The organism is Streptomyces sp. NPDC037401, from assembly GCF_055602345.1.
On sequence record NZ_JBVJWO010000009.1, the window covers coordinates 250,944 to 268,553 of the forward strand.

A 17,610-nucleotide genomic window follows, 5' to 3' on the forward strand; every position below is an offset into this window, starting at 1 on the left:
TGCGGGCCCGCCGGGGGTTACGGGACAGCCCTTAGGCTGGTCCGGTGAGCGAGGAAACCCAGAACGGCCGGCAGCCCGAGGCGGAGTCCGACGAGCGGCCCGAGGCGCGGCTGGGGCGGGCCGTGCGCGCCGCCGAGCAGGCGCTGATCGAGTTCGAGATCGCGGTGGAGACGTTCCGTGTGGAGGTCGAGAACTTCTCCCGGCTGCACCACCAGAAGCTCGGGCCGATGTACACGCGGCTCGACGAGCTGGATGCGCTGATCGCGGAGGCGCGGGCGGCCCGTACCGGCGATCCGGAGGATCTGCGGCGGGCCGCGGAGGCGCGGGCGCTGGTCATGCCGATGCCGGGTGTGGACGAGCTGTTCCAGGACTGGCTGGGTTCGGACGGGATCTCCGACGACGCCGCGGCGATGCTCGGCGGGCGCTCGGTGCGGCCGCCGGAGCGGGTGCGGCCCTCGGAGGAGGCGCGGCGGCTGTACCGGGAGCTGGTGCGGCAGGCGCATCCCGACCTGGCGCGGGACGACGAGGAGCGGCAGCGCCGGGATGCGTTCCTGGTGAAGGTCAATGCCGCGTACGGCCGGGGCGACGAGGCGGAGCTGCGGGAGCTGGCCGAGGTGTGGGCGGCCGGTCCGGAGCCGGAGGACGGCCGGATCACGGAGGCCGAGGAGCTGTATGCGCGGCTGGAGTGGCTGGCGCGCCGCAAGGAGCTGCTGACGGTGGTGGCCGGGGAGCTCGAGGAGAGCGCGATCGGCGCGATGCTGCGGATGGCTCCGGACGATCCGGACCGGCTGCTGGAGGAGATCGCCGAGCAGCTGCTGGCGCAGGTCTCCGAGCGTGAGGCCGAGTTGGCGGAGCTCGTCGGATAGGTTCGTAGGACACCTGCCGGGTCCCTGCCGGGTCCCGAAAACACGAGAGAAGGCGTTATGAACTTCGGTCCGCTCCCCTCGGTGGACGCTGCGGCCGTCCCGGCCGACGGCTTCGTCCTGGACGTGCGGGAGGACGACGAATGGCAGGCCGGTCACGTCGAGGGTGCGCTGCACCTGCCGATGAGCGGTTTCGTGGCGCGGTTCGGTGAGCTGACGGAGGCCGTCGAGGACGGCCGCCGGGTGCACGTGATGTGCCGGGTCGGCGGCCGGTCCGCGCAGGTGACGCAGTACCTGCTCCAGCAGGGTGTCGACGCGGTGAACATCGACGGCGGGATGCAGGCCTGGGAGGGCGCCGGCCGCCCGATGGTCACGGACAGCGGCGCCCCGGCCTTCGTGCTGTAGGGGCACGGCACAGGCGCCGTCCGGACCGTCTACGGGACGGCCCCTAGCTGAGGGGATGGGCGGCCAGCAGGTCGCCGAGGGCTTCCTCGTGGGCGGCCGCCGGGCCGAGGGACAGCTCCAGCTGCTTGGCCCAGGCGTGGTAGCGGTGGAGCGGGTAGTCGGTGTCGGCGCCGAAGCCGCCGTGCAGGTGCTGTGCGGTCTGGACGACCCGGCGGACGCCTTCCGAGGCCCAGATCTTGGCGACCGCGATGTCGCCGGCGCTGGGCAGCGGGCCGCCCGCTCCGCTGTCGAGGCGCCAGGCGGCCTGCCAGAGGGTGACCTCCATGGCGCGCAGGTCGATGTAGCGGTCGGCGGCCTGGACGGCGACGGCCTGGAAGGTGGCGACGGGGAAGCCGAACTGCTCCCGCTTGGCGGTGTACTGGCTGGTCATCGTCAGGACGTGCTCGCCCAGGCCGAGGGCCAGGGCGCAGGTGCCGGTGGTGAGGAGCTGGCGGAGCCGCTCCCACGCGCCGGTCCGCGTGATCACGTGGCCGGCGGGGAGGCGTACGGCGTCGAGGGTCAGCTCGGCCATGCGTTCGCCGCTGGTGGAGTACTGGTCGGCCAGGGTGAGGCCGGTGGTGCCGGTGCGCGGGACGAGCGCGATGACGGCGTCGCCTTCGCCGGTGTGGGCGGGTACGGCGATGACGTCGGCGCCGTGGGCCCAGGGGACCGCGCTCTGGAGGCCGTCGAGGATCCAGTGGTCGCCGTCGGGGCGGGCGGTGACGGCCAGTTCGGCGGGGTCGTGGCCGGTGCGGCCGTGGGCGGCGACGGTCAGGACGAGTGCGCCGCGGCCGGCCCGGGGCAGGAGTTCGGCGGCGAGTGCGGGGTCGCCGTGGGCCTGGACGGCGAGGGCCGTGGCGCAGTGTTCCAGCAGCGGCACCCGGGCCAGGACCTTTGCCGCTTCGCGCAGGACGAGGCACAGGGCGGTGGTGTCCAGGCCGGCGCCGCCGTGCTCGGGGGCGAGGACGAGGCCGAGAAGGTCGGAGGCGGCCAGCTTGGCCCACAGCGGGCGGTCGAAGTCGTCGGCGACCGCGCCGGGGCGCAGGGCGGGGCTGGGGACGCCGTCGGGTGCGACGTCCGCGAAGACGGCCCTGGCCGCTTCGACGGCCGCCTGCTGTTCCTCGGTGAAGGTGAAGTCCACTGCCTGTCCTCCCGCGCGCGCACCGGATCCCGTCCTGTCTGACGGGTCGTCAAGATAGAACAGGTTCCTGTAATTGGACAGGGCGCGGCGCGGCGCGGGCGGACGAGTGCGGGTGCGGGTGCGGTCCCGCGGACCGGGTGGCTGCGGTGCCGTCAGCGGTCGAAGTCGATTTCCACCGCGTCGGTCACCGGGTGCGACTGGCAGGCCAGGACGAAGCCCGCTTCGGTCTCCTCTTCCTCCAGGGCGAAGTTGCGGTCCATCCGGACCTCGCCGGACACCAGGAAGGCCCGGCAGGTGCCGCACACGCCGCCCTTGCAGGCGTACGGGGCGTCGGCGCGGTTGCGCAGCACCGCGTCCAGCAGGGATTCGCCGTCCTGGACCGGCCAGCTGCCGGAGCGCCCGTCGAGCTTCGCGGTGACCGTGAAGTCCGTGGCCGCGGCCGGGCGGGCCGCGGGGGCGGTCCGGGCGCCCTCGCTGTCGGCGACGTGGAAGATCTCCTCGTGGATCCGGGTGCGGTCGACGCCCAGGCCGCGCAGGGCCTCCTCGGCGCCCTGCACCAGGCCGTACGGCCCGCACAGGTACCAGCCCGCGACCTCGTCGACCGGGAGCAGCGCGGGCAGCAGCCCGGTCAGCCGCTGCCGGTCGAGGCGGCCGGACGGCAGCCCGGCCTCCTGCTCCTCGCGGGAGAGGACGGTGACCAGCTGGAAGCGCTGCGGATAGCGGTCCTTGAGGTCGGCGACCTCCTCGAGGAACATCGTCGAGGCCGCCGTGCGGTCGGCACGGACCAGGCAGAACCGGGCCTCGGGCTCGGCGGCCAGCAGGGTCGTGGCGATCGACAGCACGGGCGTGATGCCGCTGCCGCCGACGACGGCGGCGTAGTGCCCGGGGCGGGGTTCGAGGACGAACCGGCCGGCCGGGACCATCACGTCGAGGACGTCCCCGGCGCAGATGTCCTTGTGGGCGTACGTGGAGAACTCGCCGCCCTCCACCAGGCGCACGCCGACCCGCAGGAAGGCGGGGCCGTCGGCGCCGGGCGCGGCGGAGCAGATGGAGTACGTACGGCGGACCTCGGTGCCGTCGGGGCCGGCCTTGCGCAGCGTCAGGTGCTGGCCGGGCAGGTGCCGGTAGTCCTGGCGCAGCTGCGGGGGCACCTCGAGGGTGAGGGCCACGGCGTCGTCGGTGAGCCGGTCGACCGCCGCGACCTTGAGCGGGTGGAACGCGCCGTGGCGGGCCGCAGCCATCTACAACTCCTTGAAGTGGTCGAACGGTTCGCGGCAGGTGACGCAGCGCCGCAGTGCCTTGCAGGCGGTGGAGGAGAAACGGCTCAGCAGCTCGGTGTCGGTGGAGCCGCAGTTCGGGCAGCGCACGGACAGCGTGAGCGGTATGGGGCCTTCGGCGGCGTGCGGCCGCGGCGGGGCGATGCCGAACTCGGCGAGCTTGCGCCGGCCTTCGGCGGTGATGTCGTCGGTGGACCAGGCCGGGGAGAGCACGGTGCGCACCGACACGTCGGGTATGCCGTGGTCGACGAGGACCCGCTCGATGTCGGCGGACATCGCCTCGATGGCGGGGCAGCCGGTGTACGTGGGGGTGAGGGACACCTCCGCGCGACCGGGGCCCAGCATCCGGACCCCGCGCATCACGCCGAGCTCGGTGAGGGTGAGGACCGGCAGCTCGGGGTCGGGTACGGAACCGGCGAGTGCGGCGAGTTCCTCTTCGAGGCGCGTTGAGGTCACCATGTCGCCCCCGGGTGGCTGCGGTGCAGGTGCTGCATCTCGGCGAGCATCCTGCCGAAGGACTCGGTGTGCAGGCCCTGGCGGCCGGCGCCCGCGGCCCAGGCGCCGGTGCGCGGGCCCTCGGGCAGCGCCAGCCCGGCCTGCTGCACGGTCTCGGTGACCGATGCGAGCCAGTCGGTCTCCAGGGCCTCCATGGCGGCGGCGTCGAGGTCCAGGCCGTCGACCGGCCGGAACATCTCGCCGGTGAACTTCCACAGGGCGCCCAGGGCGGCCTGCATGCGGGCCGCGCTCTCCTCGGTGCCGTCGCCGAGCCGCCGGGTCCACTGCTCGGCGTGGTCGCGGTGGTACGCGGTCTCCTTGACGGCCTTGGCGGCCAGCGGGGCGAACGGGCCGTCGCCGGCGGCCAGCTCCGTGTACAGCAGGTGCTGGTACACGGAGAAGTACAGCTGGCGGGCGATGGTGTGCGCGAAGTCGCCGTTGGGCTGCTCGACCAGTTGCAGGTTGCGGAACTCCCGCTCCTCGCGCAGGTAGGCGAGCTCGTCCTCGTCGCCGGCGAGGGAGAGCAGGATGCGGGCCTGCCCGAGCAGGTCCAGCGCGATGTTCGCGAGGGCCACTTCCTCTTCGAGCACGGGGGCGTGGCCGGCCCATTCGCCCAGGCGCTGTGCGAGGACCAGGGCGTCGTCCCCCAGGGCGAGCGCGGCGCCGTTCACCGTCGTGGTCACAGGTGTCGCACCCCTTCGGGGATTTCGTAGAACGTCGGGTGGCGGTACGGCTTGTCCGCGGACGGGGCGAAGAAGGGGTCGCGCTCGTCGGGCGAGGAGGCGGTGACCGCGGTGGACGGGACCACCCAGATCGAGACGCCCTCGTTGCGCCGGGTGTAGAGGTCGCGGGCGTTGCGCAGCGCCATCTCCGCGTCCGGTGCGTGCAGGCTGCCCGCGTGCGTGTGCGAGAGCCCGCGCCGCGAGCGGACGAACACCTCCCACAGCGGCCATTCCGACGTGCTCATGCCTTCACCCCTCCGTGCTTGCGGGCGTACTCAGCCGCCGCGTCCCTCACCCAGGCGCCCTCTTCGTGGGCCCTGCGGCGCTGTTCGATCCGCTGCTCGTTGCACGGGCCGTTGCCCTTGAGGACCTCCCAGAACTCCGTCCAGTCGATCCGGCCGAAGTCGTGCTGACCGCGCTGTTCGTTCCACCGCAGGTCGGGGTCGGGGAGGGTCAGGCCGAGGGCTTCGGCCTGCGGTACCGCGATGTCCACGAACCGCTGGCGCAGTTCGTCGTTCGAATGCCGCTTGATCTTCCACGCCATGGACTGGGCCGAGTGCGAGGACTCGTCGTCCGGCGGGCCGAACATCATCAGCGAGGGCCACCACCAGCGGTTCACGGCGTCCTGGGCCATGGCGTGCTGGGCCTCGGTGCCCTGCGACAGGGCGAGCAGGAGCTCGAACCCCTGGCGCTGGTGGAAGGACTCCTCCTTGCAGATCCGCACCATCGCGCGGGCGTAGGGCCCGTACGAGCAGCGGCAGATCGGCACTTGGTTGGTGATCGCCGCGCCGTCCACGAGCCAGCCGATGGCGCCGACGTCGGCCCAGGTCAGCGTGGGGTAGTTGAAGATCGAGGAGTACTTCTGCTTCCCGGCGTGCAGCTTGTCGAGGAGCTCGTCCCGGCTGGTGCCGAGGGTCTCGGCGGCGCTGTACAGGTACAGCCCGTGTCCCGCCTCGTCCTGGACCTTGGCCATCAGGATCGCCTTGCGCCGCAGCGAGGGCGCGCGGGTGATCCAGTTGGCCTCCGGCTGCATGCCGATGATCTCGGAGTGGGCGTGCTGTGCCATCTGGCGGACCAGGGTGGCGCGGTAGTCGTCGGGCATCCAGTCGCGCGGTTCCACGCGCTCGTCGGCCGCCACGGCCGCGTCGAAAGCCGCGACGAGTGCCGGGTCCGGCACCTGCCCGACCGCCGCGTCCGCCGCGTGTTGGGTCGTTGCCACCATCTTGGCCCCCTGCCCGCTTCCTGCCGAGTCCTGCGCCGAGTGCTGCCGAGTGCTGTCCGGTCGTGGGCCGAGTGCCGGGACCGGCCTACCGACCGATCGTTCGGTCCATGCTCTTCAATGGTGAGACGACGGCCCGTAGGGTGTCAACCTCTGTGGACGGCTCAGTGGGGCGGATGAGGATCGGGTGGGGATGGATTCGAACGAGCACGACGCCGCGGCCGGCCCCGCGGACGGCCTTCCGGAAGGCCGTGCGGCCGGCCGTGCGACCGGCCCCGCCGGCCTCGCGGCGGACCCCGCCCAGGGCGTCACGGCGGACATCCCCGCGGCCCGTACGGCCGGCGCCGCGGACGCAGCAGACGGCGGCGCGGACGCCGCGGACGGGCCCGGTGCGGCCCGGCAGCCCGGGATCGCCGGGCTCTCGCGCCCGTACCGGATCGCCGCCGCCTTCGCCCTCGCGGCCGTCGCCGTCGCCGCCTGCTGGCACCTGTCGATGGTCTTCCTGCACGTCGCCCCGTCGAACACGCTGAGCAAGCAGCACGGCACGACGGTCGACGACTGGGTCTACCCCGAGTTCGAACAGAACTGGAAGCTCTTCGCCCCCAACCCGCTCCAGCAGAACATCGCCGTCGAGGTGCGCGCCCAGGTCCGCACCGCCGGCGGCGACCGGGTCACCACCACCTGGCGCGACCTGTCCGCCGAGGACGGCGCGGCCATCCGCCACAACCCGCTGCCCAGCCACGTCGACCAGAACGAGCTCCGCCGCGCCTGGGACTTCTTCACCGGCTCCCACGACGACCGCAACCGCGCCACCGGCGACCGCGGCGAGCTGTCCGAGGCCTACCTGCGGCGGATCGTCGTGCGCAGGCTGGCCGTGCCCGCCCCGGGCGCCCCCGCCGGGGAGGTCCTGCGGATCCAGCTCCGCTCGGCCACCGCGTCCGTCGCCGCGCCGCCGTGGAGCGGCGAGACGACCGACACCAAGACCTACTACCGGGAACTGCCCTGGTGGACCGTGACGGAGGCAGACCGATGAGCACGCCGGAATCCGCCCCGTCGCCGACCGCGGCCCGCGCGCCGAGGGCCCGCCTCGCGCACGCCGTCCAGAAGGTCACCGGCCAGGCCCTCGGTCCGTACCAGAGCGCGGTCATACGCATCGGCTTCTCCGCGACCTGGCTGCTGTTCCTGCTCCGGGAGTTCCCCCACCGCCACGAGCTGTACGGGCCCGACGGCCCCTGGAGCTGGGACCTCGCCGAGCGGCTGATCGCCTCCAACAACGCCTTCACCGTGCTGCTGTGGGGCGAGGGCGCCCCGTGGTTCGAGCTGGTCTACGCCCTCGCCGTGCTCTCCAGTGCGCTGCTGATGCTCGGCTGGCGCACCCGGGCCACGTCCGTCTTCTTCATGATCGGCGTGCTGTCCCTGCAGAACCGATCCGTCTTCATGGGCGACGGCGGCGACAACGTCATCCACCTCATGGCGCTCTACCTGGTCCTGACCCGGTGCGCACGGGTGTGGTCGCTGGACGCCCGGCGGGCGGAGCGTACCGCCCGCGCCGCCGTGGACGGCACGGCGCCGCCCCGCGACCTGGCCGGGCCGCTGCTGTGGGCGGTGCTGGGCGCCGTCCTCGTCGTCACCGCCGGGAAGGGCGCCACCGGCGGCGCGCTGATCATGCTCTTCTCCGCGCTGTGGACGGCGCACGCCGTGTGGTGGGTGGTCGACCGCATCGAGCCGCGCGGGGAGGCCCGGGCGCTCTTCGACGTCATCGGGAACCTCGTCCACAACGCCGCCCTGCTGATCATCATGGCGGAGGTCTGCCTGATCTACGCGACCGCCGGCTGGTACAAGGTCCAGGGCTCCCGCTGGCAGGACGGCACCGCGCTCTACTACCCGCTCCACCTCGACTACTTCGCGCCGTGGCCCGCCCTGTCGGAGCTGCTCGCCGCCAGCGGCGTGATGGTGATGCTCCTGTCGTACGGAACGGTCGCCGTGCAGGTGGCGTTCCCGTTCACGCTGTTCAACCGGCGGGTCAAGAACGTCCTGCTGGCCGTGATGATCCTGGAGCACGCGGCGATCGCCGTCGTCCTCGGCCTGCCGTTCTTCTCGCTCGCCATGATCGCCGCGGACGCGGTCTTCCTCCCGACGGCGTTCCTGCTGTGGCTGGGTGCCCGGGCGGGCGCGGTCCGCGGGCGGTTGCCCCTGCCGGGGCGCGGCCGCCGTGCCGGGGACGGTCCCGCGCCGGAGACGGCGCCGGACGCCGGGGCCGAGCTGCCCGTACCGCCCCGGGCGGCCGTCGGCTCATAGGGTGGGGGGATGAGCGAGCGCGACGGGACGTACGGGCACGGGGACGGCGGAGAGGTCGCGGAGACCGTGTTGCGGTGGCGGGAGGCGGCGGAGGGCGACGCCGTGCTCCTGGACGGCTTCCACGCGCTCAAGCACGCCCTGCGCTTCGGCGCGGACGTGCGGATCGGGATCGCCGACGACCGCGGCGCGCTGCTGAGGCTGGCGGCGGAGCTGGCTCCCGATGTCGCCGATGCGGCCCTGGCGGCCGTACGCGAGGTGCCCGCCCAGGTGCTGCACGAGCTGCTGCTGCGGGTCCACCCCACCGGCGTGGCAGCCCTGGCCGCCCGCCCGGACCGGGCCGCGAACCTGACGGCCCTCGCCGCGCCGCACCGGCCGGCGCCCGTCGTCGTCCTCGACAACCCCCGCCACCTGGGCAACGTGGGCGCGGTCGTGCGGCTGGCGGCGGGTTTCGGGGCCACGGGCGTGGTCACCACCGGCGACCTCGACCCTTGGCACGCCAACGTCGTCCGCGCCGGGGCCGGGCTGCACTACGCCACGGCCGTGGAGCGGGTCTCCCTCGACGAGCTGCCGCCCGGGCCGCTGTACGCGCTGGACCCGGAGGGCGAGAGCATCCGCTCCTTCGTGCTGCCCGACGACGCCGTGCTCGCCTTCGGCTCGGAACGCCACGGCATCTCGCCGGAGCTGCGGGCCCGCGCCGACCACCTGGTGTCCCTGCCGATGCGCCGGCAGGTCTCCAGCTACAACCTGGCCACCAGCGTGGCCATGACGCTCTTCCACTGGGGAGGCCCGGCCGCGGAGCCGGACCTCCCCTGAGGGTCTGCCGTTGCGCTACGCCTGGCGGCGGACCTCAACCACCCGGAAGCGGTTGGCCACGAACGCCCCGTCGCACAGAGCGGCGTTGGCGGCCGGGTTGCCCCCGGAGCCGTGGAAGTCGGAGAAGGCTGCGGTCTGGTTGACGTACACCCCGCCGGTGAGGTTCAGGGAGAGCTGCGCGGACTCCTCCAGGCAGACCTCCTCGACGGCACGCTCGGTGTCCGGGGAGGAGGTGTACGCGCCGACCGTCATGGCGCCCTTGTCGCGCACGGTACGGCGCAGCAGGTCCAGGGCGTCGGCGGTCGAGTCCACCGCCACCGCGAAGGCCACCGGGCCGAAGCACTCGGACATGAACGCCGCCGAGTCGTCGGGCTTGGCCGCGTCGAGCTTGACCAGCACGGGCGTACGGACGACCGCGTCCGGGAATTCCGGGTTGACGACCTCGCGCGAGGCGAGGGCGACCTCGCCCAGACCGGCCGCCGCCTCCAGGCGCTCCTTCACGCCCGGGTTGACCAGGGCGCCGAGCAGGGCGTTCGCCCGTGCGTCGTCGCCGAGCAGGCCGCCCACGGAGGCCGCGAGGTCCGCGACGACCTCGTCGTACGACTTGCGGCCGGCGTCGGTGTCGATGCCGTCGCGCGGGATGAGGAGGTTCTGCGGGGTGGTGCACATCTGGCCGCTGTACAGGGACAGCGAGAAGGCCAGGTTGGACAGCATGCCCTTGTAGTCGTCGGTGGAGTCGATGACGACGGTGTTGACGCCGGCCTTCTCCGTGTAGACGAGGGCCTGGCGGGCGTTGGTCTCCAGCCAGTCGCCGAACTCCGTGGAGCCGGTGTAGTCGATGATCTTGATCTCGGGGCGGAGGGCCAGGGTCTTGGCGATGCCCTCGCCGGGCCGCTCGGCCGCCAGCGCGACGAGGTTCGGGTCGAAGCCCGCCTCGGCGAGCACCTCGCGGGCCACCTGCACCGTCAGGGCGAGCGGGAGCACGGCCCGGGGGTGCGCCTTGACCAGGACGGGGTTGCCGGTGGCGAGCGAGGCGAACAGGCCCGGGTAGCCGTTCCAGGTCGGGAAGGTGTTGCAGCCGATGACCAGCGCGATGCCGCGCGGGACGGCGGTGAAGGTCTTGCCCAGCTCCAGCGGGTCCCGCTTGCCCTGCGGCTTGGACCAGTCGGCGGAGCCCGGGACGCGGGTCTGCTCCTCGTACGCGTAGGCCACGGCCTCCAGGCCGCGGTCCTGGGCGTGGGGGCCGCCCGCCTGGAACGCCATCATGAACGCCTGGCCGCTGGTGTGCATGACGGCGTGCGCGAACTCGTGGGTCCGGGCGCCGATGCGGGCCAGGATCTCGATGCAGACCAGTGCGCGGGTCTCGGGGCCCGCGTCGCGCCAGGCGGCCGTGCCGGCCTTCATGGCGGGCAGCAGGACGTCCGGGTCGACGTGCGGGTACTCGACGCCCAGCTCGGGTCCGAACGGGGACACCTCGCCGCCTGCCCAGCCGTCCGTGCCGGGCTGGCCGAGGTCCAGGCGGGTGCCGCGGACGGCCTCGTGGGCCGCCAGGCCGTCGGCCGGGGCGCTCTCGCCGTAGGCCTTGGGGTGTTCGGGGTGCGGGGACCAGTAGGCGCGGGTGCGGATCGCCGCCAGGGCCTGGTCGAGGGTGGGCCGGTGCTTCTCGGACAGCTGGGGGACGGTGAGCTCGGCGGCCATCAGGGACCAACTCCTCGTTGAGCCGGGCAAGATCGGGCTGGGTGCGGCCTGGGACCGGGGCCGGGGGGCCGGTACCGGATCAGGCAAGAGCAGGGTCGGCAGAGCAGACTGGAGTTAGAGTAACCGAACGATCGGTCGGGACAAGAGGGCCTGCGGCCCCTTGTGGACACGTCATGCGAGAGGATCGGGGTCATGACAGGAATCGAGCGGTCCCGCACCGTGGCGGTCATCGGCGCCGGAACGATGGGCCAGGGCATCGCCCAGGTCGCCCTTCTCGCAGGTCACAGCGTGCTGCTGTACGACACCGACGGCGAGCGCACGGCCGCCGGCGTGCGGTCCGTGCAGGACCGGGTGGACCGGCTGGCCGCCAAGGGCCGCCTCGACGCCGCCGAGGCGGAGGCCGCGAACGGCAGGATCGGTGCGGCCGGCGGCCTCGTGGACCTGGCCGGCGCCGGCCTCGTCGTCGAGGCGATCGTCGAGGACGTGGCCGTCAAGCAGGCGCTGTTCGCGGCCCTCGAGGACGTCGTCGCACCGGACTGCGTGCTCGCCACCAACACCTCCTCCCTCTCGGTCACCGAGCTCGCCGCCGGCCTCAAGCACCCCGGCCGGTTCCTCGGCCTGCACTTCTTCAACCCGGCGCCGCTGCTGCCCCTCGTCGAGGTCGTCAGCGGCTCCGCCACCGCCCCCGAGACCGCCCAGTCCCTCGTCGAGACGGCCCTGAGCTGGGGGAAGACCCCGGTCCGCTGCGCCGACACCCCCGGCTTCATCGTCAACCGCATCGCCCGCCCCTTCTACGCCGAGGCCTTCGCGGTGTACGAGGAGCAGGGCGCCGACCCGGCCACCATCGACGCCGTGCTGCGCGAAAGCGGCGGGTTCAGGATGGGCCCGTTCGAGCTGACCGACCTGATCGGCCAGGACGTCAACGAGGCCGTGACCCGCTCGGTCTGGGAGTCCTTCTTCCGCAGTCCCAAGTTCGCCCCCTCGCTCGCCCAGCGGCGGCTGGTGCAGTCCGGCCGCCTCGGCCGCAAGTCCGGCCGGGGCTGGTACGGCTACGAGCCCTCCGCCGACGCGCCCGTCCCGCACACGGCCGGCCCCGAGGAGGCCCCCGAGCACGTCACCGTCGTGGGTGACCTCGGTCCCGCCGACGTGCTGGCCGAGATGATGGAGGAGGCGGGGATCACCGTCGCCACGGCCGGGACGGGCGGCCCGTACATCCAGCTGCCCGGGGACGGGCAGCTCGTCCTCGCGGACGGCAAGACGTCCGTGGAGTTCACCGACGTCGTCTACTTCGACCTCGCGCTCGACTACCGCACCGCCGGCCGGATCGCCCTGTCCGCCTCCGCGGACACCAGCGCGCAGACCCTGGCCGAGGCCGTCGGCCTGTTCCAGAAGCTCGGCAAGAAGGTCAGCGTCATCGGGGACGTCCCCGGCATGATCGTCGCCCGTACCGTCGCCATGCTGATCGACCTGACCGCCGACGCCGTCGCCAAGGGCACGGCCACCTTCGAGGACATCGACACCGCCATGCGGCTCGGCGTCAACTACCCCCTCGGCCCCGGCGAATGGCACGACCGGCTCGGGCGGGACTGGGCGTACGACCTCCTGCACCACCTGGACGAGCGCTGCCCCGGCGGCCGCTACGCCCCCTCGCTCGCCCTCTTCCGGCTGGGCTACGCCGACGGCCCTGCGGACGGGGACGCGTGATGACGACGGTCAAGCGGGACACGTACACCCCCGAGACCCTGCTCACCGTGGCCGTGCAGGTCTTCAACGAGCGCGGCTACGACGGCACGTCGATGGAGCACCTGTCCAAGGCCGCCGGGATCTCCAAGTCGTCCATCTACCACCACGTCGCCGGCAAGGAAGAGCTGCTGCGGCGCGCCGTCAGCCGGGCCCTCGACGGGCTCTTCGCCGTCCTCGACGAGCCGGGGGCCGTCCGCGGCCGGGCCGTAGACCGGGTCGAGTACGTCACCCGGCGCACCGTCGAGGTGCTGGTCGGCGAGCTGCCGTACGTCACGCTGCTGCTGCGGGTGCGCGGGAACACCCGTACCGAGCGGTGGGCGCTGGAGCGGCGCCGGGAGTTCGACCACCGGGTCGCGGACCTGCTGACCGCGGCGGTCGCCGACGGAGACCTGCGCGCGGACGTGGACATCCGGGTGGCCACCCGGCTCCTGTTCGGCATGGTGAACTCGCTGGTCGAGTGGTACCGGCCGCACCCGGACGGCGGTGCGGACCCCGAGACGGTGGCCGAGACCGTCGTACGGATGGCTTTCGACGGGCTGCGGACCTCCTAGGGTCCGGGCGGGGCGGGGCGGCTCCCCGGGGCCGCCCGCCGGCCCTGGCCCTGGCCCTGGCCCTCAGGGGGCCTCGGGGCCGAGGCCGGGGGGACGCGGCGTGCCGGGGTCGGCCGCCAGGTCGGTCTCCTCGAACACCAGCAGGGTGCGGGTGGACAGCACCTCCGGGATGGCCTGGAGCTTGGTGAGGACCAGCTCCCGCAGGGTCCTGTTGTCAGGCGTGTGGACCAGCAGCAGGACGTCGAAATCACCGCTGACCAGCGCGATGTGCGCGGCGCCCGGTAGCTCGCGGAGCTTCTCGCGCACGGTCCGCCACGAGTTCTGGACGATCTTCAAGGTGATGTAGGCGGAGGCGCCCTGGCCGGCCCGCTCGTGGTTGACCCGCGCCGTGAAGCCGCGGATCACCCCGTCGTCGATGAGCCGGTTGATGCGCGCGTAGGCGTTCGCGCGGGACACGTGGACCTGCTCGGCGACGGACCGTATCGAGGCGCGCCCGTCGTTCTGGAGCAGCTGGATGATCGCGCGGTCGATCGAATCGAGGGGCCGGGGCGGCAGGGCCGGCGGCCTCGGGGGATCCACGGCGTGCTGGCCGGCACTGCCCGCCGCGGCCATTTGTTCATCGGTCATTGCCCCCTGCCTCCCTCTCTTGGACGTCCTGCGCCTATCTCAGGCTGTGGATATCCGTTTGTCCACAGCCTGAAGCCGCCTGTAGCCAAAATGCGTCCACGACCGAACAATCGGTAGGTGAGGCGCCTCACACCGCGCGCCACCCTGCCCGCTTCCCACGAGGAGGTGTACGCCGCCATGACGGTCCAAGAGCTGCCCGGTGCCGGAGCGGACTACCGCCCCACCCCGCCCCCTGCCTGGAGGCCCCGCATCGACGCCGCACCGCTGCTCCCGGACGCCGAGCCCCACCGCGTGCTCGGCACGCCGGCGGCGGACGGCCTCGACCCCGTCCTGATGCGGCACCTGTATGCCGAGCTGGTCCGCGGCCGCAGGTACAACGCCCAGGCCACCGCACTGACGCGGCAGGGCCGTTTGGCCGTCTACCCCTCCACGGTCGGGCAGGAGGCGTGCGAGATCGCCGCCGCCGCCGTCCTGGAGGAGCAGGACTGGCTCTTCCCCAGCTACCGGGACACCCTGGCCGCCGTGGCCCGCGGCCTCGACCCCGTGCAGGCCCTGACGCTGCTGCGCGGCGACTGGCACACCGGGTACGACCCCCGCGAGCACCGGATAGCCCCGCTGAGCACCCCGCTCGCCACCCAGCTGCCGCACGCGGTGGGCCTGGCCCACGCCGCCCGGCTCAAGGGCGACGACGTGGTAGCGCTCGCCATGGTCGGCGACGGCGGCACCAGCGAGGGCGACTTCCACGAGGCGCTGAACTTCGCCGCCGTCTGGAAGGCCCCGGTGGTCTTCCTCGTCCAGAACAACGGCTTCGCGATCTCCGTCCCGCTGGCCAAGCAGACCGCGGCCCCCTCCCTGGCCCACAAGGCCGTCGGCTACGGCATGCCCGGCCGACTGGTCGACGGCAACGACATCGCCGCGGTGTACGAGGTCCTGGCCGAGGCCGTGCGCAAGGCCCGCGCGGGCGGCGGCCCCACCCTGATCGAGGCGGTGACGTACCGGATGGAGGCGCACACCAACGCCGACGACGCCACCCGGTACCGCACCGACGCCGAGGTCGAGGCCTGGCGCGCGCACGACCCGATCCAGCTGCTGGAGCGCGAGCTGACCGCGCGCGGTCACCTCGACGACCAGACGATCGAGGCGGCGAAGGAGGCCGCGGAGACCATGGCGGCCGCCCTGCGCGACCGGATGAACGCCGAACCGCTGCTGGACCCGATGGACCTCTTCACCCATGTGTACGCGCAGCAGACCGGCCAGCTGCGCGAGCAGGCGGCCCTGCTGCGTGCCGAGCTCGAAGCGGAGACCGAGTGATGGCGACGGCGACGACGGCCAAGCCCGCGACGATGGCCCAGGCGCTCAACCGCGCGCTGCGCGACGCCATGGCCGAGGACCCGACGGTCCACCTGATGGGCGAGGACGTCGGGGCCCTCGGCGGGGTCTTCCGGATCACCGACGGGCTCACGAAGGAATTCGGCGAGGACCGCTGCACGGACACCCCGCTCGCGGAGGCCGGCATCCTCGGCACCGCGGTCGGCATGGCGATGTACGGGCTGCGCCCGGTGGTCGAGATGCAGTTCGACGCCTTCGCCTACCCGGCCTTCGAGCAGCTCTTCAGCCACGTCGCGAAGATGCGCAACCGCACCCGGGGCGCGATGCCGCTGCCGATCACGATCCGCGTGCCGTACGGCGGCGGGATCGGCGGCGTCGAGCACCACAGCGACTCCTCCGAGGCGTACTACATGGCGACCCCGGGGCTGCACGTCGTCACGCCGGCGACGGTCGAGGACGCGTACGGCCTGCTGCGGGAGTCGATCGCCTCGGACGACCCGGTGATCTTCCTGGAGCCCAAGCGGCTGTACTGGTCCAAGGCCGACTGGAACCCGCAGGCGCCGGCGGAGGTCGGCCCGATCGGCCGTGCGGTGGTGCGTCGCCCCGGCACGAGTGCCACGCTCATCACGTACGGCCCCTCGCTGCCGGTCTGCCTGGAGGCGGCCGAGGCCGCCCGCGAGGAGGGCTGGGACCTGGAGGTGCTGGACCTGCGCTCGCTGGTGCCGTTCGACGAGGAGACCGTCACGGCGGCCGTCCGGCGGACCGGGCGCGCGGTGATCGTGCACGAGTCGACCGGCTTCGGCGGCCCGGGCGGGGAGATCGCCGCCCGGATCACCGAGCGGTGCTTCCACCACCTGGAGGCGCCCGTGCTGCGCGTGGCGGGCTTCGACATCCCGTACCCGCCGCCGATGCTGGAGAAGCACCATCTGCCGGGCGTGGACCGGATCCTGGACGCCGTGGCCCGCCTTCAGTGGGAGAACTGATGCCTCAGGTGCTGGAGTTCAAGCTGCCCGACCTCGGCGAGGGTCTCACCGAGGCGGAGATCGTGCGCTGGCTGGTGTCCGTCGGCGACGTGGTCGCCGTGGACCAGCCGGTCGTCGAGGTGGAGACGGCCAAGGCGATGGTCGAGGTGCCCTGCCCGTACGGCGGCGTGGTCACGGCCCGCTTCGGCGAGGAGGGCACGGAACTGCCGGTGGGCGCGCCCCTGATCACGGTGGCGGTCGGCACGGCCTCCGGGACGGACGCGGGCGCCGCACCGGATGCGGACGCGGACTCGGGTTCCGGTTCGGGCAACGTCCTGGTCGGATACGGCACGGACCACTCCCGTCCGGCCCGGCGCCGCCGGATCCGTCCTGCCGCCGCGGCCCCGGCGGCCCCCGTTGCTGCCGCCGTGACCGCTGCGGCCCCGGTGGCGGTCGCTTCGGCGCCGGTGGCGGTCATCTCGCCGCTGGTCCGCAAGCTCGCCAGGGACAACGGCATCGACCTGCGGGCGCTGACGGGCAGCGGGCCCGAGGGCCTGATCATGCGGGCCGACGTCGAGGCCGCCCTGTCGGCCCCCGCGCCCGCACCGGTCGCGGCACCTGCCGCCGCCTCCCGTACGCAGGCCGGCGAGCGGATCCCGCTCAAGGGGCTGCGGGGCGCGGTCGCCGAGAAGCTGTCGCGCAGCCGCCGGGAGATCCCGGACGCGACGTGCTGGGTCGACGCGGACGCCACCGAGCTGATGTCCGCGCGGGCCGCGATGAACGCCGTGGGCGGGCCCAAGATCTCCGTCCTGGCCCTGCTCGCGCGGATCTGCACGGCCGCACTGGCCAAGTACCCCGAGCTGAACTCCACCGTGGACACCGAGGCCCGGGAGATCGTCCGGCTGCCCTCGGTGCACCTCGGCTTCGCCGCCCAGACCGAGCGCGGTCTGGTGGTCCCCGTGGTGCGCGAGGCGCACACGATGAACCCCGAGGCCCTGTCGGCGGAGTTCGCCCGGCTGACGGACCTGGCCCGGACCGGGAAGCTGTCCCCGGCGGACCTGACCGGGGGCACCTTCACCCTGAACAACTACGGGGTGTTCGGGGTCGACGGCTCCACGCCGATCATCAACCACCCCGAGGCGGCCATGCTGGGCGTCGGCCGGATCGTGCCCAAGCCGTGGGTGCACCGGGGCGAGCTGGCGGTCCGTCAGGTGGTCCAGCTCTCGCTGACGTTCGACCACCGGGTCTGCGACGGTGGTACGGCGGGCGGCTTCCTGAGGTACGTCGCGGACTGCATCGAGTCCCCGGCCGTCCTGCTGCGCTCCCTGTGACCTGGGGGGGGGGGGGGGGGGGGGGGGGGGGGGGGGGGGGGGGGGGGGGGGGGGGGGGGGGGGGGGGGGGGGGGGGGGGGGGGGGGGGGGGGGGGGG

At 73.4% G+C, this 17,610-nt stretch carries 18 protein-coding genes; 10 read left to right on the plus strand and 8 right to left on the minus strand.

Translation table 11 applies throughout. The features are described 5' to 3' along the window. The first annotated feature begins 44 nt into the window (after positions 1 to 44). Together ACZ7H1_RS12245 and ACZ7H1_RS12250 are read left to right on the plus strand one after the other, a co-directional pair. Positions 45 to 866 carry a J domain-containing protein gene (locus ACZ7H1_RS12245; RefSeq protein ID WP_470785910.1) on the plus strand — a complete coding sequence of 274 codons (822 nt, stop codon included), beginning with the start codon at positions 45 to 47 and terminating at the stop codon, positions 864 to 866. Positions 867 to 923: 57 nt separating this feature from the next. Continuing rightward, entirely contained in the window at positions 924 to 1,268 is a 345-nt protein-coding gene (locus ACZ7H1_RS12250) for a rhodanese-like domain-containing protein (protein WP_470785912.1), read from the plus strand. A gap of 43 nt (positions 1,269 to 1,311) precedes the next feature. On the opposite strand, the gene ACZ7H1_RS12255 is transcribed toward ACZ7H1_RS12250, so the two are convergent. The 6 genes from ACZ7H1_RS12255 to paaA form a co-directional block, all read right to left on the minus strand. Next, positions 1,312 to 2,448 carry an acyl-CoA dehydrogenase family protein gene (locus ACZ7H1_RS12255; protein WP_470785914.1) on the minus strand — a complete coding sequence of 379 codons (1,137 nt, stop codon included), beginning with the start codon at positions 2,446 to 2,448 and terminating at the stop codon, positions 1,312 to 1,314. A 152-nt stretch (positions 2,449 to 2,600) separates the two neighbouring features. Beyond that, on the minus strand, positions 2,601 to 3,689 hold the full coding sequence (gene paaE, locus ACZ7H1_RS12260; protein ID WP_470785915.1) for a 1,2-phenylacetyl-CoA epoxidase subunit PaaE: 1,089 nt from the start codon (positions 3,687 to 3,689) through the stop codon (positions 2,601 to 2,603). Then, entirely contained in the window at positions 3,690 to 4,184 is a 495-nt protein-coding gene (paaD, locus tag ACZ7H1_RS12265) for a 1,2-phenylacetyl-CoA epoxidase subunit PaaD (RefSeq protein WP_470785917.1), read from the minus strand. After that, positions 4,178 to 4,903 carry a 1,2-phenylacetyl-CoA epoxidase subunit PaaC gene (gene paaC, locus ACZ7H1_RS12270; protein WP_470785918.1) on the minus strand — a complete coding sequence of 242 codons (726 nt, stop codon included), beginning with the start codon at positions 4,901 to 4,903 and terminating at the stop codon, positions 4,178 to 4,180. Before paaC ends, paaD begins: the two co-directional genes overlap by 7 nt. Beyond that, complete coding sequence (gene paaB, locus ACZ7H1_RS12275) at positions 4,900 to 5,187, minus strand: 1,2-phenylacetyl-CoA epoxidase subunit PaaB (protein ID WP_470785920.1); 288 nt, start codon at positions 5,185 to 5,187, stop codon at positions 4,900 to 4,902. Before paaB ends, paaC begins: the two co-directional genes overlap by 4 nt. Beyond that, on the minus strand, positions 5,184 to 6,164 hold the full coding sequence (gene paaA / locus ACZ7H1_RS12280; protein WP_470785922.1) for a 1,2-phenylacetyl-CoA epoxidase subunit PaaA: 981 nt from the start codon (positions 6,162 to 6,164) through the stop codon (positions 5,184 to 5,186). The genes paaB and paaA overlap by 4 nt, the downstream gene beginning before the upstream one ends. 190 nt (positions 6,165 to 6,354) lie before the next feature. Between paaA and ACZ7H1_RS12285 the strand changes: the two genes are divergently transcribed. From ACZ7H1_RS12285 to ACZ7H1_RS12295, 3 genes are read left to right on the plus strand one after another with little or no spacing between them, the layout of a single operon-like run. After that, the gene (locus ACZ7H1_RS12285; protein WP_470785924.1) at positions 6,355 to 7,194 is read left to right on the plus strand and encodes a DUF5819 family protein; all 840 of its coding nucleotides are present in this window, start codon (positions 6,355 to 6,357) and stop codon (positions 7,192 to 7,194) included. Continuing rightward, the gene (locus tag ACZ7H1_RS12290) at positions 7,191 to 8,459 is read left to right on the plus strand and encodes an HTTM domain-containing protein (protein ID WP_470785926.1); all 1,269 of its coding nucleotides are present in this window, start codon (positions 7,191 to 7,193) and stop codon (positions 8,457 to 8,459) included. Before ACZ7H1_RS12285 ends, ACZ7H1_RS12290 begins: the two co-directional genes overlap by 4 nt. Before the next feature lie 9 nt (positions 8,460 to 8,468). Further along, complete coding sequence (locus tag ACZ7H1_RS12295) at positions 8,469 to 9,272, plus strand: TrmH family RNA methyltransferase (protein WP_470785927.1); 804 nt, start codon at positions 8,469 to 8,471, stop codon at positions 9,270 to 9,272. Positions 9,273 to 9,287: 15 nt separating this feature from the next. On the opposite strand, the gene paaN is transcribed toward ACZ7H1_RS12295, so the two are convergent. Then, positions 9,288 to 10,970 (minus strand): phenylacetic acid degradation protein PaaN, encoded by a 1,683-nt coding sequence (paaN, locus tag ACZ7H1_RS12300; RefSeq protein WP_470785930.1) that lies wholly within the window; start codon positions 10,968 to 10,970, stop codon positions 9,288 to 9,290. Positions 10,971 to 11,162: 192 nt separating this feature from the next. Between paaN and ACZ7H1_RS12305 the strand changes: the two genes are divergently transcribed. Together ACZ7H1_RS12305 and ACZ7H1_RS12310 are read left to right on the plus strand one after the other, a co-directional pair. Next, complete coding sequence (locus ACZ7H1_RS12305; RefSeq protein WP_470785932.1) at positions 11,163 to 12,674, plus strand: 3-hydroxyacyl-CoA dehydrogenase; 1,512 nt, start codon at positions 11,163 to 11,165, stop codon at positions 12,672 to 12,674. Beyond that, the gene (locus tag ACZ7H1_RS12310; RefSeq protein WP_470785934.1) at positions 12,674 to 13,264 is read left to right on the plus strand and encodes a TetR/AcrR family transcriptional regulator; all 591 of its coding nucleotides are present in this window, start codon (positions 12,674 to 12,676) and stop codon (positions 13,262 to 13,264) included. Before ACZ7H1_RS12305 ends, ACZ7H1_RS12310 begins: the two co-directional genes overlap by 1 nt. A gap of 63 nt (positions 13,265 to 13,327) precedes the next feature. Here ACZ7H1_RS12310 and ACZ7H1_RS12315 read toward each other — a convergent pair whose 3' ends face one another. Then, entirely contained in the window at positions 13,328 to 13,876 is a 549-nt protein-coding gene (locus tag ACZ7H1_RS12315; RefSeq protein ID WP_470785964.1) for an Lrp/AsnC family transcriptional regulator, read from the minus strand. Positions 13,877 to 14,068: 192 nt separating this feature from the next. On the opposite strand from ACZ7H1_RS12315, the gene pdhA reads away from it, so the two are divergent. From pdhA to ACZ7H1_RS12330, 3 genes are read left to right on the plus strand one after another with little or no spacing between them, the layout of a single operon-like run. Next, complete coding sequence (gene pdhA, locus ACZ7H1_RS12320; protein ID WP_470785965.1) at positions 14,069 to 15,202, plus strand: pyruvate dehydrogenase (acetyl-transferring) E1 component subunit alpha; 1,134 nt, start codon at positions 14,069 to 14,071, stop codon at positions 15,200 to 15,202. Further along, entirely contained in the window at positions 15,202 to 16,203 is a 1,002-nt protein-coding gene (locus ACZ7H1_RS12325; RefSeq protein WP_470785935.1) for an alpha-ketoacid dehydrogenase subunit beta, read from the plus strand. The genes pdhA and ACZ7H1_RS12325 overlap by 1 nt, the downstream gene beginning before the upstream one ends. Then, positions 16,203 to 17,513 carry a dihydrolipoamide acetyltransferase family protein gene (locus ACZ7H1_RS12330; RefSeq protein WP_470785936.1) on the plus strand — a complete coding sequence of 437 codons (1,311 nt, stop codon included), beginning with the start codon at positions 16,203 to 16,205 and terminating at the stop codon, positions 17,511 to 17,513. The genes ACZ7H1_RS12325 and ACZ7H1_RS12330 overlap by 1 nt, the downstream gene beginning before the upstream one ends. Positions 17,514 to 17,610: the final 97 nt, after the last annotated feature.